Raw genomic sequence first — 13,870 nt, 5'->3', positions numbered from 1 at the left:
CAATTGCGACGGCCGCCCGGGGGCCGCGACGCGCGGATCATGCTCCTCGCCCAGCTCCTGGACCGCGCCGGCACCGGCGTCTGGGCCGCGGCCTGCGTCCTCTACTTCACCTTCGTCGTCGGACTCGACGCCGGGCAGCTCGGCATCCTGCTGGGCGCGTCCGGCGTGGCGGGCATCGCCGGATCGCCCCTGGCGGGCCACCTCGCCGACCGCTTCCCGGTGCGCTCCCTGCTGATCGGCGCCCACCTGCTGCGCCTGCTCACGCTCTGCCTGCTGTTCGTGGTCACCGACTTCGCGCTGTTGCTGCCCGTGGTGGCCGTCACCCACCTGGGAGACCGGGCGGCCAAGACCCTGGAGATGCTCTTCGCCACACGGGTCGCGGGCGAGCGGCGCGCCACCTACCAAGCACTGTCGCGCAGTTCGGCGAACGCCGGCTACGCGCTCGGGGCGGGCCTGGCCGCCATCGGCCTCGCCGTCGGCACCCGGGGCGCCTACCACGTGCTCATCCTGGCCAACGCGCTGTCGTTCCTCGTGGCCGCCGCCCTGGTCCGGCGCACCCGGGAACCGCGCGGCCGCGGACTCGTCGCCGCGTCCGCCGCGTCCGCCGCCTCCGCCGCGTCCGCCGCCCCGGCGGAGGGCCCCGCCGCCGCGGCCGGCGGGCCGGGGCCCTGGCGGGACCGCGGCTACCTCCGCTTCGTCCTGCTGGACATCCCGATGAACCTCGACGACTCGATCCTGGGCATCGGCATCCCGCTGTGGCTGGTCGGCCACACCACGGCGCCGCACGAGCTGATCCCGGCCTTCCTGGTCGTCAACACCGTGCTCGTCGTCGTCCTCCAGCTGCGCGTCTCCGCGAAGGTCCGGGGCCCCCGCCAGGCGGCGGGAGCCGTCGCCCTGTACGGGCTGACCACGCTGCTGTGCTGCGTCCTGCTGGCCGCCTCCACCGGCGGCGGCGTCTGGACCGCCTCGGTCGCCCTGCTCGCCGCGGCGGTGCTGGCCACCGCGGCCGAGCTGATGCGCTCGGTGAGCTCCTGGGAGCTCGCCGTCTACCTCGCGCCCCCCAAGGCGCGCGCCTCGTACCTCGGCGTGGCAGGCATGGCCCAGTCCGTCCAGAAGTCCGCCGGACCGCTGCTGCTCACCGGCGCGGTGATGGCGGCCGGCCCGGCCGGGTGGATCGCCCTCGGAGCGGCGGTGGCGGGCCTCTCCCTCGTACAACGCCGCGCCAGCCTGGGGCGGTTGGACCTCCTGGCCGGGACACCCGCCCCGGCCGCGGCCCCCGCATCCGCCTGAGGCTACGTGCCCGGCTTGCGTCCGTACACGTAGACGTCCTCACCCTTCCCGAGCAGGTTCCAGTACGCCTCGGCATCGGCGGCCCGCATGTTCACGCAGCCGCCCGAACCGGGCGGGTTCCACATGCTCTTGGCCGTCGAGTGGAAGGCGATGCCGCCGTCGAAGAACTGCGCGTACGGCATCGATACGTTGTAGAGCGTCGACCAGTGGTCGATGCTGCGGTGCGAGATCTTCTTCAGGCCGGTCCGGGTCTCCGTACCGTCCTTGCCGGTGCGCACCGGGACGGGGCCGTACCTCAGGGCGGCGCCGTCCTGGATCCAGCTCAGCTGCCGTGTCAGGTCCACGCAGGCGATCCGCCCCCGGTTCACCGGGCACTCACCGGCCCTGTTCGGGGCACTGCCGGCGGCCCGCTGGGCCAGCATCGTGCTCATCACCTGCCAGGTCAGCGGCCCGGCGTAGCCCTGGGCCGGGCTGATCGCGTGCTTCGTCTGGAACGCCCTGACGGCGGTGCAGTCCGCCGCCGACTGCCTGCCGTCCACGGGCCGCCCCAGGAACTGCTCGACCTGGCGCTGGTACGGCCCGGTGGACCGGTTGCAGGAGGCGGCCTCTGCCGTACCGCCCCCCGCGACCGCCACCAGCGGCAGCGCCAGCGCCGCCGCCCCGCCCCACACCGCCGCCCGCCGACCCGCTCGCCCGCGTGTCCTTCGCGTCCCCATCCGGTCCTCCCCTGCTCACCGCACTGCGTTCTCCGTGTTGAATGCCCGGAAAACGAGCAGGGGTTGCCTCCGACGGAAGCGAAGTCCCGTCAGCGCGCGCCTGCCGCGGAAGCCGGTACGCGCCGCTGCGCGCGGGCCGCGTGGGTCCCGTACAGGGTGATCGACACGACGCCGAGCACCGCGAGCAGCGCGATGCCGACCGTGGCCGCCCAGCCGGCCTCGTGGTAGGCCAGGGCGCCGAGGGTGCCGCCCGCGCTGGAGCCGAGGTAGTACGCCGACTGGTAGAGCGCGGAGGCCTGCGCCCGGCCCGTCTGCGCCGTCCGGCTCACCGCGGCCGAGGCCACCGCGTGCCCCGCGAAGAAGCCCGCCGTGATCAGGACCAGCCCCAGCACGACCGTCACCAGGGAGTCCGACAGCGACAGCAGCAGCCCCAGCGCCGTGGTGGTCACGGCCAGGTACAGCGCGCCGCGCCGTCCGGTACGGGCCACCAGCTTGCCGGCGGCCGCGGAGGACACCGTACCGACCAGGTAGATCAGGAAGATCGAGCCGATCACGCCCTGGCCGAGCGAGAACGGCTCGTCCACCAGGCGGTAGCCGATCACGGTGTAGACCGCTCCGAAGACCGTCATGAACAGCGCGCCGATCCCGTACAGCCGCAGCAGCAGCGGGTCGCGCAGGTGGCCCGCGACGGTACGGCCCACCGCGCGCGGGTTCAGCGACGCCGGGCGGAAGAACCGTGCGCGCGGCAGCAGCACCAGGAAGGTCACCGCGCAGACCAGCGCCATCACGGCGACGGCCGCCAGGCCCGTCCGCCAGCCTCCCGACTGCGCCGCCCAGCCGGTGACGAGGCGGCCGCTCATCCCGCCGATGGAGTTCCCCGCAACGAACAGGCCGATCGCGGCCACCAGGGCTCGGGGCCGCACCTCCTCCGCCAGGTACGCCATCGCGGAGGCCGGAATTCCGGCGATCGCCGCACCCTGCACGGCGCGCAGCACCACCAGCCACTCCAGGTTCGGGGCGAAGGGGACGAGGAGCGCCACGCCGACGGCGACCGCCATCGACCAGGTCATCGTCCGGGTGCGGCCGAACCGCTCGGACAGGGCGCTCAGCGGCAGGACGAACAGCGCGAGGGCGCCGGTCGCCGCGGACACCGTCCAGCTGGCCTGACCCGCCGTCACCCCGAGGTCGTCGGAGATCGCGGGCAGCAGCGCCTGGGTGGAGTAGAGGAGGGCGAAGGTCGCCAGTCCCGCGGCGAAGAGCGCGAGGCTCATCCGGCGGTAACCGGGGCGGCCGGGGGAGTGGGCTTCCGGTGCGGGGGACGACGCGGTAGAGGCACCCGGGATGACGGGTGCCCCGGTATGAACGGGAGGCATGTCTTCGACGGTAGGCCGGTGTTTTTCATGCGTCCAATGCACAGAATCGCGATAATCGATCCACTGCAGCATCAGCCGAGGTCAGGACTGCGGATGTCGACGAACCGTTACGTAGAAGACATGGCAGTGACAACTCTGCTCGCTCCCCGGCTGGCGCATTTCGTCGCGGTCGCCCGGCACGAGCACGTCACCCGCGCCGCCCAGGAGCTGGGCGTACCGCAGTCCACGCTGTCCCGGGCCATGGTCCGCCTCGAACAGGACCTGGGCGTCTCGCTGTTCGCCCGCAAAGGCCGCACCGTCGCCCTCACCACGGCGGGCCGCACCTTCCTGGCCTCCGCCGAACAGGCGCTGGACGGCATCGCCCGCGCCGCCGAGTCCGTCCAACAGGACGCCGACCCGGCTTACGGCAAGGTCGCCTTCGGCTTCCTGCACACCCTCGGCCCCGAGACCGTACCCGGCCTCATCCGCGCCTTCCGCGCCGACCACCCGCGCGTGCGCTTCTCCCTGGTCCAGAACTACGGCGAGGCCATGCTGGAGAAGCTGCGCGCCGGCGAACTCGACCTCTGCCTCACCTCGCCGCTCCCGGACGCCCCCGACCTCGTCGCCCGCCGCCTCGACGAACAGCGTCTGCGGCTGGTCGTCCCCGACGACCACCGCCTCGCCGGCCGCAAGCGCATCCGCCTCGCCGAGGCCGCGGAGGAAACCTTCGTCACCCTGGAGGCCGGCTACGGCCTGCGCCGCATCACCGACGACCTGTGCGCGGAAGCCGGCTTCACCCCGCGCGTCGCCTTCGAGGGCGAGGAGGCCGAGACCCTGCGCGGCCTGGTCGCCGCCGGCCTCGGCGTGGCCCTGCTGCCGCCCCCCGCCGTGGCACGGCCCGGGGTGGTCGAGCTGACGGTCACCGCCCCGCGCGCCCTCCGGGAGATCGGCGTCGCCTGGCTCGACGGCCACCCCGACACCCCGCCGGTCGCCGAGTTCAAACGCTTCCTGATGTCCCGCCGCGGCCGCCTCATCCCGGACCTGGAACCCCCCGTGGCGTGAGCCTGGCCGCCCCGCCCGAAAACCGGTGGCCCCCTCCCCCGCCCGGCCCGGACAATTCCGGGGTCGCCGGTCGAGGGGGAGCTTGTTTGGACGTGTTCGTGTGCGCCGGCTGCGGTGCGGAACTGACGGCGCCGGTCGCCCGGGTCGCCCTCCCCGACCACACCTACTTCGGGGCGTGGGAGCAGTTGCACCCCCCGCTGATGCAGTCGGGGACGTACGCCGTCGACCCCCTGCCGACCGGACAGCCCTGGCGGCTCTGGGACGAGGTGGGGGACGAACCGGCGGCCCGGCAGGGGATCTACGCACCGGTGCACTCCGTGTCGTTCGGGCCGCGGGGCAGGATCGTCATCGCACCCGGTGACTCCCGGGGCATGGCCTTCATCCCCGAGAAGTGCGACGGGTACTGCATGGGCGTGGACGGCCGGGACGGCCCCAACCTCGCCTGCACGGGCTGCGGGAGCGCGGTCGCGACCCGACTGGACGACTGCGGGCTGTGGCAGGCGGTGTGGCTGGAGCCCGACGCCGTGCGGCGCGCGCCCTCGGGCCTGCCGGCCGTCCCGGTCCCCGCCTGGGACGAGCTGGATCTGGAGTCGTACGCCGTGGCACCCGTCGAACTCGACGGTTCCTGGAGCTTCCGCTGGGAGGCCGCGGTCACCGTGGCGCTCGCGCACCTGGTGGTGGCCTGCGACGCCCGCCCGGTGGCGCTGGCGGGTCCCCTCGCCGATCTGCTCGGCGACGCCGTCGCCGGCTACATGCCCGCCGGGCCCCCCACCATGGCCCTCGGCCTGGCCGGGCCGGGGAGGCCCCCGCTCCGGCCCGGCCCCGACGTCCTCCTCGTCCCGCGCCATCCGTTCACGGGGGAGGCGTGGCGGCCCCCGGACGGAACGGCCCCCGTCGTCCCCATGGACATCGGGATATGGGCGTACCTCGCCCTCCCCGGGGAGACCTCGCCGGCACCGGCGACCGGCAGACTGCCGGAAGGGGTCCTGCGCGACGACTATCCGCTGCCGCTCCACCCCTGGCGGCCCTTCCTGCCCCACCCCTACGCCTTCTCGCACACCCTGGCAAGGCTGCCCGCCATCCGCAGGCCCGCGCTGCGCGCGTACCGCGACAGGTTCTGCGGGCCCCGCTAGGGCGAGTCAGCAGAGTTCCGCTGCTCGCGGGCGTCCGGCTGCTCCGGCCGCCGCCGCGATGCCGGAGCGGCACAGTGGCGACGGGCGTGAAGGGGGAGCACGATCGCGCCGGGCCGTCCGTGCCATCCGGCCGAGAGGGGGCGGAGCGGCGGGCGCGGACGGACCGGCACGACCACCGGAGCCCACCGCGACCACCGGAGCCCACCGCGACCACCGGGGCCCACCGAGACCACATCGGCCGCCGCGCCACGGGGTCGCCGGCCGAGCCGTCAGCCGGAGGGCTTCGCGTAGTCGGAGAAGCCGGTCCAGTCCAGCGTCACGCAGGGCTCGTCGCCCACCACCCAGGCGTTGTGCCCCGGGTGCACGCGCATGTAGTCGCCGGGACCGAACTCGGCACTCTCCCCGTCGTCCGTGACGATCTTCATCCGGCCGCTCACGACGTACCCGGTGTGGTCGGCCCGGCAGCTTTCCGTCCCGGCCAGCGGCTTGATGTGCTCCGACCACTTCCAGCCCGGCTGGAAGACGGCCCGGCCGACGGCGCCGTCCCCCGTGTCCACCAGGTCCAGCCTGCCCATGCCGCCGACGAACGGTCTGCTCTCGTCCGGCTCGTCGAAGTTCCTGCGGTCCATCGCTGCCATGGCCGATCGCCTCCGGGGGAGGAGCGGGCACCCCGAGTCCACTTCTCACGGTACGCCGCGCGGGCCGCCTTGCGGCCCCGTCCCGGCCGTGGTTCCGCCCCGCCCTCACCCCCGCAGTGACCTCCCGAAGCCCGAGGCCAGCGGCATCCTCAGGCCCAGCGGAGGCGGGGCGGCCAGGGCGTCCGTGACGGGGCGCGAGTACCGGCCCGAGAAGACCGCCCCCAGCACGAAGTCCACGCCCAGCGCCACCACTTCCGCCTGGTGCTCGCGCAGCCCGTGGCCGTCCGAGTGCACCTCGAACCGGCACGTCGAACGGTTCGCCTTCTTCGCCCGTTCCGCCAGCCGGAAGGAGACCTCCGGGTCGCTGCGCGCGTCGTTGGTGCCGTGCACGATCAACACCTGCCGACCCGACAGGTGTCTCACCGGTTCAGGGGAGTCGGCAGGCGTTCCGCCCTCCAGGCAAGGAGCCAGTGCCAGAACCGAGTTGACGGCCCCGTGCCCCGCCGCCCGCAGCGCGGCCAGTCCTCCCGCGTCGTAGCCGGCCAGGCACACCGGCACGTCCCCGTACCGCCGCACCGCCTCGTCGGCCGCCCACCGCGCCTGCTCCTCCCGCGAGGACTCCCCGCCGTGGACGACGGCGTGCGTGACCAGGCCGTCCCCACCGCCGGCCCGGGCCAGTGCCCGCGCGAGCGGCCGCAGGGGGCCGGGGGAGAATCTGGACGCCCCGGGTAGCAGGAGCACCACCCCGTTGACCGGGCTTTCCGTCGGACCCGAGCCGGTTCTCGCGCCGGCCGCCCGCCCCAGGCGGGCCCCGCGCGCCGGCGGCGCATGCTGTGCCATGGCGGAACAGTCTCAGACCTTCGGGTGTACGCCATCCGTCCGCGCGGTCTCTGTTACATATCGACGCCCGCCGGGGACACGACGCTCTACGCGCGTAGGAGTAGAGTGCGCAGATGACGAGCGAGACCCCCAACCTGCCGACCCCGGATCAGATCCGTCGTTCCCCGAAGGTGCTCCTGCACGATCACCTCGACGGTGGACTGCGTCCCGGGACCATCATCGAGCTGGCCCGCGAGGTCGGCTATGAGAACCTCCCCGAGACCGACGCCGACAAGCTCGGCATCTGGTTCCGCGAGGCCGCCGACTCCGGCTCCCTCCCGCGCTACCTGGAGACGTTCGCCCACACCTGCGCGGTCATGCAGACGAAGGCGGCCCTCTTCCGCGTCGCCGCCGAGTGCGCCGAGGACCTGGCCGAGGACGGCGTCGTGTACGCCGAGATCCGCTACGCCCCCGAGCAGCACCTCGAAGCCGGCCTGACCCTCGAAGAGGTCGTGGAGGCCGTGAACGACGGCTTCCGCGAGGGCGAGCGCCGTGCCAAGGCCAACGGCCACCGCATCCGCGTCGGCGCCCTGCTGACCGCGATGCGTCACGCGGCCCGCGCTCTGGAGATCGCCGAGCTGGCCAACCGCTACCGCGACAACGGCGTGGTCGGCTTCGACATCGCCGGCGCCGAGGCCGGGTTCCCTCCCACCCGCCACCTCGACGCCTTCGAGTACCTCAAGCGCGAGAACAACCACTTCACGATCCACGCCGGTGAGGCCTTCGGCCTCCCGTCGATCTGGCAGGCCCTGCAGTGGTGCGGTGCCGACCGCCTCGGCCACGGCGTGAAGATCATCGACGACATCGAGGTCGCCGAGGACGGCTCGGTCACGCTGGGCCGCCTGGCCAGCTACGTCCGGGACAAGCGCATCCCCCTGGAGATGTGCCCGACCTCGAACCTGCAGACGGCCGCGGCCGCCTCGTACGCCGAGCACCCGATCGGCCTGCTGCGGAAGCTGCACTTCAGGCTCACGGTCAACACCGACAACCGCCTGATGAGTGGCACCAGCATGAGCCGCGAGTTCGAGCACCTGGTGGACACCTTCGGCTACACCCTCGACGACATGCAGTGGTTCACCGTCAATGCGATGAAGTCCGCGTTCATTCCTTTCGATGAACGACTGGCCATGATCAACGAGGTCATCAAGCCCGGTTATGCGGAGCTGAAGTCGGAGTGGCTGTTCCGGCAGACTGCTTCCACCAGCGGATCCGTCTCGGCGTAGGCCATGGCATGACGTACTGAAAGCGCCCGGGAGAGGCAATTTCCGGGCGCTTTCTCGTATTAAAGGATGTTTGCGGGCCGGGGTTTGAAGTGACTAGTTTGCGGAGCCGCTCAATTCCCCGTCGCAAGGAATACCTTCCATGAAGCAGTCAGCTGCCAAGTTCCTCGGTGCCGCCGCCGTCGGTGCCGCCCTCGCCGCCGTCGCCGCCGGCACCGCCTCCGCCGCCGTTCCCGCCATCGGCATCACCGACGCGCTGGGTACCGCCACCGGCGCGCTCGAGGGCGTCACCAGCCAGCAGCAGATGAAGGCCGAAGAGGGGCAGCCGAGCGACCCCACCGCCGCGGTCACCGGTCTGCTGGGCCCGGTCACCGGTGCCCTCAACGGCTGACGTCGGCGCGACGCGAACGCACGCACGGCGGTCGCACGCCTCTTCGACGAGGTGTGTGTGCCGCCGTGCGGTGTGCCACGATCCCCACCAACTGCCCGCCGACGCACTGGGTATGAGGTTCTCGGTCATGCACATGAAGGCACGAGCGACGCTGGTCGCGCTGGTCCCCGCCCTGCTGTTCGCGGCGGTGGGGTGCAGCAGTACGGAGGCCCCCGCGACGGGCAGGTCCCCCGATCCCAAGAGCTCCGAGGGCACCGCCGGCGGCGCGCCCGGCGCCCCCGCGGCGTCCCCGGACCCGGCGGGATCGGCCACGCCGAAGGCCGGTGGCACCAAGCTGGAGCGGTCCGCGCTCGCCCAGGGCGACCTGCCCGGCTATCAGATCTCCGCCCAGGGGAAGAACCCCAACGCCCCGGACGGCCAGCCGCAGGCCGACAAGAAGGCCTGCCAGCCGCTGGCGGACATCATGGGCGACAAGCCGGACCCCGCCGCGCGCGAGACCGTCAACCGGGGCATCGGATCCCAGAAGCAGATGGGGCTCGCGGTCTCCGCGTCCGTCAGCTCCTACTCCGAGAGCGACGCCAAGGCACTGGTCTCCCGGCTCAAGGCCGCCGTCGCCGCCTGCGGTACGGGCTTCTCGGCCACGGTCGACAAGCAGACCGGCAGCTACCGCGAGATCCGCGCCGCCGACTACCGCACGAGCGGCGACGAGAGCGTCAGCTGGACCACGACCGCGGCCGGCCAGGGCGTCTCGGCACAGGTCCACCTGGTCGTCGTACGCGAGGGGGACACCGTCGTGCGGCTGATGGCCCTCAATGTGGCGGCGGCCCAGCAGAAGACCCAGGTGCCGCAGGAAGTGACCGACAAGCAGCTGGAGAAGGTCCGCAAGGCCGGCTGAGCGGCCCCACTACCAGGCGGTCGAGGCGGACTTCTCGTTCGGCAGCAGCACCCACAGCGCGATGTAGATCAGGAACTGCGGGCCCGGCAGCAGGCACGAGACGGCGAATATGGCGCGCATCGTGTTCGCGGACATTCCGAAACGCCGTGCGAGTCCGGCGCAGACTCCGCCGATCCAACGGCCGTCACGGGGGCGGACCAGGGCGCTCATGAGGTTCTCCTTCGTCGGGACCGCTTTCTTGCGATGGCTCAATACTCCCGCTGGACCGCGGACAGAACGTCGGTCCAGGGGCCGAGCCCGACCCTGGAAATCCTCGGGGTGTCCCCCTGATAAACGGCATGTGAGCGGCGCAGCCGGGCCCGCAGCGCCGGTACGACGGCCGCGTGCGCGATCAGTACGCCGAGGGTGTTCAGCAGCACCGAGTCCACGTCGACGACCTGGCCCGGGACGCCGCTCTGGAGCATCTCGATGCTCAGCGAGACCAGCGCGCCCGCGGCCGCGGTCCGCACCAGGGAGGACCACGCGGCCAGCCGCGACAGCCGGAGCCGTCCGCTGGCCAGCGGCACCAGCACCCCCAGCGGGGCCAGCAGCGCCAGCCCCTCCCCGATCCGCCGCGCGGCCTCCAGCGGCCCGAGGGCGAGGTCGGCCCGGATCCCCTCCAACGGGGTCAGATTGCCGGCGGCGGCCCAGGGGACGTCGAGGGGCAGCAGGGTCAGCCAGCCGACGACCACGAGATGGGCGGCGAGCAGGACCCCGGCCAGGAGTCGGAGACGGAGGGGGATCGCGGTGGCGCCGGCGGTGCTGCCGTCGGCCTCAATACGCTGCACACCTGCGAGGACGCACCACCTGGCAGCCCCGGTTCCGCCTCGCTGGTGTGGCAGCGGGCACGGATCCCCGGAGTGTCCTGGTCCCGGGCCCGCTCAGCGGGTGGCGAGCAGGACGATCAGCAGCAGCGCGCCGGCCACGGCGGGCGCGATGATCTCGTACGACCACTGCACGCGCACGCTGCCCCGGGCGCCGGCCCGCTCGGCCCCGCGCTCGGCCATTCGCTGGAGCTCGTCGACGATCCGGTCCGCACTGGCCCGCATCGGCTCGGCCTGGACCTGGGCCTTCTCGCCGGGGGGCCGCCCCGCGGACCGCTCCTCCCGGTCGCGCAGCCCCTCGTGGCGAAGGCGCTGGCGGTTGGCCTTCTTCCGCTCGCGCAGCGAGACGGGCACGGACCACAGCTGGTACTTCGAACCCTCGGCCAGCACCTCCGCCGAGTAACCGGACCGCACCGCGTCCACGGCGGCCCACGGCAGCTCGATGATCCGGAAGGGGTTCCGCACGCGCATCCGGTCGTCGTTGGCGAAGACGGCCGGGCGGATCGTGAACGCCACGATCAGCGGTACGACGCACAGCGCCACCGCCAGCGCGATCCAGGGGGTGTTGCCGGAGCCGCGCACCACGGCGTCCCCGCAGAGCCACGCCGTCAGCGCGAGCAGCAGTACCCCCGATACGACGCCCATGGAGGAGCGGTAGACCCGGTCGTCGTAGACCGGTTCATCGGTCGGCTGCTGGCTGCTCATGGGGTCGATTCTGCCCCACTGCGCCGCGGGGGTGTATCAGCGCACGAGATCGGCGTACAGGATGATGTTGTCGGGGCGGCGGCCGTCCGTGATCTCGCCGCCGCAGGTGATGACGCGCAGCTCCGGACGGGTGGTGTCGCCGTACACCTTGGCGGTCGGGAACCGGTCCTTGGCGACCTGCTCCAGCTCGCGGACGCGGAAGACGGCGGCGCTGCCGTCGGCGCGCGAGACCGTGATCTCCTCGCCGGTGCGGACGCGCGAGACGTCCTTGAGCACGGCCGGGCCGCGGGCGGTGTCGAAGTGGCCGATCAGCACGGCGGGTCCGGTCTCGCCGGGCGTGACGCCCTTCGTGTACCAGCCGATCTTGTCGCCGTCCGCCACGGAGGGGACCTCGACGGTGCCGTCGGCGGCCGGCCCCAGCCTCAGCACCGGTGAGGCGTCCACCCCGGCCGCGGGGATCGACACGCGCACGGGCTCGGAGGCGGGCAGCGGGGCGGCCGGGGCGGGGGCCGCGGGGGCGGTCGCGGGCATGACGGCGGGCGGGGCGGCGCCCGCGGGCGGGGGCGTGTGGGAACCGGCCGCGCCGCAGCCGGTCAGGGCGGCGCAGATCAGGGCGGCGGCGAGCAGCGGGCGCGGACGTACGCGATGGGCCATGGGGCGCTCCGGGAAACGGGTCCGGCGGACCACCGTTCGGTGGTCCGCCGGAAGGAGGGACGAGGTGCTCAGGGTGCGTCAGCGCCGGGTGCCGGCGCGGCGGCGGGAGACGAAGGCCGCGCACAGGCCGGCGACGACGGCACCGAGGCCGGCGCCGGCGTAGGCGGTGGTGGAGTCGTCGGTGTCCTCGGTGGCGATCTCGGCGCCCGCGGCGACGCCGCCCTGGGGGACGACGGAGGTCTGGCCGACGGTCTGCGCCTTCGGAGTGCTGCCGGCGGTCGCGGAGGGCTTGGCGGCCGGCTTGTCCGCGGCCTTGGCGGTGGGCTCGGCCGAGGGCTTGGCGGCCGGCTTGTCGGAGGGCTTGGTGGTCGCCTCCGGCAGCAGGTGGAAGCCGTCCGAGGCGCCTTCGCCCAGCACGTGCACGTTGAGGCCGTACCGGCCGTTGTCCGCGTCGGCCAGGATGTACTCGACGCCGTCGACCACCTCGCGCAGGTGCGCGTTGTCGAGCTTCGCCAGGACCCGGCCCGCCCAGCCGTCGGCCGGCTTCCAGTCAGCGGCGACGGCGCGGATCCAGATCTCGGGACCCTCGACGTCGTTGCGCAGCACCGCGATCCGGCCCGGACCGACCAGCACCGTCTCACCGTCGAAGCGGTCCCCCTGCGAGGCGGACGCGGACACCGGGGTGACGGCCTGCGGGGCGGGGGCGGCGAACGCGGTCGCGGCCGGCGCGAGCAGGGCCCCGGCGAGGGCGGCGGTGACGATCGAGGCGCGGAGGGCGGAACGCATAACGACTCCTGGAAGCTGTGTCGCGGAAGGGTGGGAGAGTCGCATGCCGCGTTTTCTCTGTCGGGCTTTCATCCGGTGAGGTCTGGCGGGCTGCTGAAGAGAAATCTATGGATCTTGTTCGACCGGAGGATGGGGTTCCTGTCACCACCGTGCAACAGGGAAAAGTGGAGGTCAGCGGTCCGCGAGCGGGTCGGGGAGCGCCCTGCGCCACGATGCCCGGAGGCACCGGGCCGCAGGTGTCGATTCCATAGCGGACCGGCCAGAACCGGGCGAGGGGGGTGACAGGTCGCTACGCGCGTAGATATGCTCATCTGGTGACCATGCCCACCACCCTCACCGCATTCGCTGACGTGACGACGTCCGACAGTGCGCTGCGCCGCTTCCTGCACGGGCTGCCCGGCGTCGACGCTGTCGGCCTGGAGGCCCGCGCGGCCTCCCTCGGCACCCGTTCGATCAAGACGACGGCCAAGGCGTACGCCATCGACCTGGCCATCTCGATGATCGACCTTACGACGCTGGAAGGCGCGGACACCCCGGGCAAGGTCCGGGCGCTCTCCGCCAAGGCCGTCCATCCCGACCCGACCGACCGCACGACCCCGATGACGGCCGCCGTCTGCGTCTACCCCGACATGGTGGCCACCGCCAAGGCCGCGCTGAACGGAGCCGACGTCAAGGTCGCCTCCGTCGCCACCGCCTTCCCGGCCGGCCGCGCCGCGCTGCCCGTCAAGCTCGCGGACACCCGTGACGCCGTCGCCGCCGGCGCCGACGAGATCGACATGGTCATCGACCGTGGCGCCTTCCTCGCCGGCCGCTACCTGGAGACGTACGAGCTGATCAAGGCCGTCAAGGAGGCCTGTGCCCGCCCCGACGGCAGCGCCGCCCGCCTGAAGGTCATCTTCGAGACCGGCGAACTGTCGACCTACGACAACATCCGCCGCGCCTCCTGGATCGGCATGCTCGCGGGCGCCGACTTCATCAAGACGTCGACCGGCAAGGTGGGCGTCAACGCCACCCCCGCCAACACCCTGCTCATGCTCGAAGCCGTCCGCGACTTCAAGGCGCAGACTGGAATCCAGATCGGCGTGAAGCCGGCCGGCGGCATCCGCACCACCAAGGACGCGATCAAGTTCCTGGTCCTGGTCAACGAGACCGTGGGCGAGGACTGGCTGAGCAACACCTGGTTCCGTTTCGGCGCCTCCAGCCTGCTCAACGACCTGCTGATGCAGCGCCAGAAGCTGAGCACCGGCCGTTACTCCGGTCCCGACTACGTGACGGTGGACTGATCA

16 protein-coding genes are annotated in these 13,870 nt (G+C 72.8%); 7 read left to right on the top strand and 9 right to left on the bottom strand.

The features are described 5' to 3' along the window. Positions 1-39 precede the first annotated feature (39 nt). A complete protein-coding gene (locus tag ACZ3X1_RS14480; protein ID WP_467279889.1) occupies positions 40-1,290 on the top strand; it encodes an MFS transporter in 1,251 nt (416 codons plus the stop codon). A 2-nt stretch (positions 1,291-1,292) separates the two neighbouring features. On the opposite strand, the gene ACZ3X1_RS14475 is transcribed toward ACZ3X1_RS14480, so the two are convergent. After that, positions 1,293-2,006, bottom strand: a complete 714-nt coding sequence (locus ACZ3X1_RS14475; RefSeq protein ID WP_356811415.1) for a L,D-transpeptidase family protein — start codon at positions 2,004-2,006, stop codon at positions 1,293-1,295. A gap of 89 nt (positions 2,007-2,095) precedes the next feature. Continuing rightward, a complete protein-coding gene (locus ACZ3X1_RS14470; RefSeq protein ID WP_390075667.1) occupies positions 2,096-3,379 on the bottom strand; it encodes an MFS transporter in 1,284 nt (427 codons plus the stop codon). Positions 3,380-3,499: 120 nt separating this feature from the next. Between ACZ3X1_RS14470 and ACZ3X1_RS14465 the strand changes: the two genes are divergently transcribed. Both ACZ3X1_RS14465 and ACZ3X1_RS14460 read left to right on the top strand, forming a co-directional pair. Next, entirely contained in the window at positions 3,500-4,420 is a 921-nt protein-coding gene (locus tag ACZ3X1_RS14465; RefSeq protein ID WP_467279886.1) for a LysR family transcriptional regulator, read from the top strand. A gap of 92 nt (positions 4,421-4,512) precedes the next feature. Then, complete coding sequence (locus ACZ3X1_RS14460; protein WP_467280049.1) at positions 4,513-5,553, top strand: hypothetical protein; 1,041 nt, start codon at positions 4,513-4,515, stop codon at positions 5,551-5,553. A 269-nt stretch (positions 5,554-5,822) separates the two neighbouring features. Here the strand turns inward: ACZ3X1_RS14460 and ACZ3X1_RS14455 are convergent, their stop codons facing one another. Next, positions 5,823-6,191, bottom strand: a complete 369-nt coding sequence (locus tag ACZ3X1_RS14455; protein ID WP_356811412.1) for a cupin domain-containing protein — start codon at positions 6,189-6,191, stop codon at positions 5,823-5,825. 105 nt (positions 6,192-6,296) lie between these two features. Then, complete coding sequence (locus ACZ3X1_RS14450; protein ID WP_390075664.1) at positions 6,297-7,031, bottom strand: alpha/beta hydrolase; 735 nt, start codon at positions 7,029-7,031, stop codon at positions 6,297-6,299. Between the two features lie 113 nt (positions 7,032-7,144). Between ACZ3X1_RS14450 and ACZ3X1_RS14445 the strand changes: the two genes are divergently transcribed. The 3 genes from ACZ3X1_RS14445 (at position 7,145) to ACZ3X1_RS14435 (ending at position 9,576) form a co-directional block, all read left to right on the top strand. Beyond that, positions 7,145-8,293, top strand: coding sequence for an adenosine deaminase (locus ACZ3X1_RS14445; RefSeq protein WP_030663837.1), 1,149 nt, complete (start codon positions 7,145-7,147; stop codon positions 8,291-8,293). A gap of 139 nt (positions 8,294-8,432) precedes the next feature. Continuing rightward, positions 8,433-8,681 (top strand): hypothetical protein, encoded by a 249-nt coding sequence (locus ACZ3X1_RS14440; RefSeq protein ID WP_030964396.1) that lies wholly within the window; start codon positions 8,433-8,435, stop codon positions 8,679-8,681. A 127-nt stretch (positions 8,682-8,808) separates the two neighbouring features. Beyond that, positions 8,809-9,576 (top strand): hypothetical protein, encoded by a 768-nt coding sequence (locus ACZ3X1_RS14435; protein ID WP_362625225.1) that lies wholly within the window; start codon positions 8,809-8,811, stop codon positions 9,574-9,576. A 9-nt stretch (positions 9,577-9,585) separates the two neighbouring features. Here the strand turns inward: ACZ3X1_RS14435 and ACZ3X1_RS14430 are convergent, their stop codons facing one another. From ACZ3X1_RS14430 to ACZ3X1_RS14410, 5 genes are all read right to left on the bottom strand, one after another. Continuing rightward, positions 9,586-9,786 carry a PspC domain-containing protein gene (locus tag ACZ3X1_RS14430; protein ID WP_030851215.1) on the bottom strand — a complete coding sequence of 67 codons (201 nt, stop codon included), beginning with the start codon at positions 9,784-9,786 and terminating at the stop codon, positions 9,586-9,588. 38 nt (positions 9,787-9,824) lie between these two features. Next, entirely contained in the window at positions 9,825-10,394 is a 570-nt protein-coding gene (locus tag ACZ3X1_RS14425; protein WP_467280048.1) for a VanZ family protein, read from the bottom strand. A gap of 102 nt (positions 10,395-10,496) precedes the next feature. Then, on the bottom strand, positions 10,497-11,144 hold the full coding sequence (locus ACZ3X1_RS14420; RefSeq protein ID WP_356811408.1) for a PH domain-containing protein: 648 nt from the start codon (positions 11,142-11,144) through the stop codon (positions 10,497-10,499). 36 nt (positions 11,145-11,180) lie between these two features. After that, entirely contained in the window at positions 11,181-11,798 is a 618-nt protein-coding gene (locus ACZ3X1_RS14415) for a class F sortase (RefSeq protein ID WP_467279882.1), read from the bottom strand. 78 nt (positions 11,799-11,876) lie between these two features. Beyond that, entirely contained in the window at positions 11,877-12,584 is a 708-nt protein-coding gene (locus ACZ3X1_RS14410; RefSeq protein WP_467279879.1) for a hypothetical protein, read from the bottom strand. A gap of 320 nt (positions 12,585-12,904) precedes the next feature. Between ACZ3X1_RS14410 and deoC the strand changes: the two genes are divergently transcribed. Next, entirely contained in the window at positions 12,905-13,867 is a 963-nt protein-coding gene (deoC, locus tag ACZ3X1_RS14405; RefSeq protein WP_030964387.1) for a deoxyribose-phosphate aldolase, read from the top strand. Positions 13,868-13,870 lie beyond the last annotated feature (3 nt).

Source organism: Streptomyces sp. NPDC023541, assembly GCF_055559995.1.
The sequence above is the reverse complement of the archived record's forward strand: the minus strand, read 5'-3'. Positions and strand labels throughout refer to the sequence as shown.